The 2,390-nt window shown below is 68.2% G+C and carries 1 protein-coding gene; it reads left to right on the top strand.

Annotated elements, in window-relative coordinates; all coding sequences use genetic code 11:
* Window positions 1–177: 177 nt before the first annotated feature.
* Complete coding sequence (fusA, locus tag ACXJKH_RS18750) at window positions 178–2,220, top strand: elongation factor G (RefSeq protein WP_457321627.1); 2,043 nt, start codon at window positions 178–180, stop codon at window positions 2,218–2,220.
* The last annotated feature ends 170 nt before the right edge of the window (window positions 2,221–2,390 follow it).

Raw genomic sequence — 2,390 nt, forward strand, 5'->3', positions numbered from 1 at the left:
CCCTGGAAGACCCCAGACAGAGCGCCCCACCGGGCGCTCTTTTCGTTTCAGCGCTTCACAAACCCACGCAAAGGAGAACGTGCCATGCACCAGATCGCCGAGCCCCAAGCCTGGCCGCACGCCCGTTAGCCAACGGCGGCGTGCGGCTCCTCGATGTTGGCGACGAGAGCAATCACCATGAACACCACAACCCACACCCTTTCGCACTGGCGCAACCTGGGCATCATCGCCCACATCGACGCCGGCAAAACCACCCTCACCGAACGCCTGCTGTGGAAAACCGGCGAGATCCGCCGCGTCGGCGAAGTCCATGATGGCGCGGCCACCACCGACTTCTCGGCGATCGAGCGCGAGCGCGGCATCACCATCGGCGCGGCGGCCGTGCAGGCGCATTGGGCGCCGCGCGGTGGCGACGACCATCGGCTGACCCTGATCGACACCCCCGGCCACATCGATTTCGCCATCGAAGTGGAGCGCTCCCTGCGCGTGCTCGACGGCGCGGTCGCGGTGTTCTCCGCGGTCGATGGCGTGCAGCCGCAGTCCGAGACCGTCTGGCACCAGGCCCGTCGGCACGGCGTGCCGTTGATCGCCTACGTCAACAAAATGGACCGCGTCGGCGCGTCGTTCGAGCGCGTGCTGGGCCAACTGGAGGACAAGCTGCAGGCGCGTCCGTGGGCAATCGGCTGGCCGCTTGGCGACGAAAACCATTTCCATGGCTGGGTCGATTTCATCGCCCGCCAGACGGTGGAATGGGACGACGCCGGCAACCCGACCCGCAGCGACTGGAGCACCGATGAGCAGGCGCAGTGGCAGCCGTATCGCCTGCGCCTGATCGAGGCGGTGGCCAACCACGACGACACGCTGGCCGAAACCTGGCTGGCGGGCGACAACGTGGACGATGCGCTGCTGCGCGCTGCGCTGCGCCGGGCCACGCTGGCCGGCGCGGGCGTACCGGTGCTGGCCGGTGCTGCGTTCAAGAGCAAGGGCATCGACACGTTGCTGGATGCGATCGTCGACTTCCTGCCGTCGCCGTTGGACCGACCTGCCGTGGTTGCGATGCGGGGTGAGAGCGAGGTGTTGTTGCCGCCGGACCCGAAAGGGCCGCTGGCCGCGCTGCTGTTCAAGATCACCCACCAGGCCCATGCCGCCCTCAGTTTCGTGCGGGTGTACTCGGGCACGTTGAAGGTGGGCGACCAGGTGGCCAGCTCGCAGCACGCACAGGGCCGACGCATCAGCCGGCTGGTGCGGGTGCAGGCCGACCAGACCCACGAGATCACCGAGGCGGTTGCCGGTGACATCGTGGCGGTGATCGGCTGGAAGGATGCGGTGAGCGGTGAAACCCTCAGCGCGCCCTCCGCGCCGCTGCTGCTGGACACCATCCATGCCCAGCACGCGGTGCTGGCGTGGCGGTTGAACGCCGACAAGGCGTCCGACCTGATCCGGATGAGCCAGGGCCTGTCGAGCCTGGCGCAGGAAGATCCCTCGTTCCGCGTCGCCACCGATGCGGTCACCGGGGAGACCCTGATCTGGGGCATGGGCGAACTGCACCTGGAAGTGATGGTCGAGCGCCTGCGCAGCGAGTGGAACGTGCCGGTCAAGGTGGGCGCGCCCCGTGTCGCCTATCAGGAGACGCCGTCGCGGGCGGTGCAGGACGTGGAGGGCAAGGTCGTCAAGCAGACCGGTGGCCAGGGCCAGTTCGCCCGGGTGCTGATCGAGGTGGTGCCCACCGGTGACGAGGCGGTGCGTTTCGTCGACCGCACGGTCGGCGGCGTGATCCCGAAGTCGTTCGTGGCGGCCGTGGAAAAGGGCGTACGCGCGGCGCTGGAAGAAGGGCCGCGTGGACATCCGGTGGTCGGGATCGAGGTGACCCTGACCGATGGGCAGACCCATGCCAAGGACTCCTCGGAGATGGCCTTCCACCGCGCTGGTAGCGAAGCGGTCAAGGCGGCACTGGCCACGACCGGTACACGCCTGCTGGAGCCGGTGATGGAAGTGGCCATCCACGCGCCGTCGGCCAATGTTGGCGACGTGGTGGGCGACCTCAACCGCCGCAGCGGGCGGGTGGCCTCGATCGAGGATCACGGCGCGCAGGTGGAAGTGGTGGGCTATGCGCCGCTGGCGCGGCTGGTCGGCTACACCACCTCGCTGCGCTCGTTGACCCAGGGAAGGGCGACCAGCGACATGCGCTTCAATGGCTATGAGGAAGTGCAGGCGGCTTGATGGGGCGGGTCGGTACGCCTGCCAGCGCGGACATCGTCGTCCGCTGATGAAGAAGCGAAGGGGGCCGGGAAACCGGCCCCCTTTTCCGTGGGCCGTTGCGCAAAGAGAACCACGCGGCCCAGGTCATGTCAGCCGTATGGGGCGTGGTTGCGGACAATGCACCGCACGAG

It is taken from the genome of Stenotrophomonas sp. P5_B8 (genome assembly GCF_054049855.1).

What these genes read in the sequence shown, in the direction of transcription:
- fusA (WP_457321627.1), top strand. Translation starts at nt 178, where the DNA reads ATGAACACCACAACCCACACCCTTTCGCACTGGCGCAACCTGGGCATC.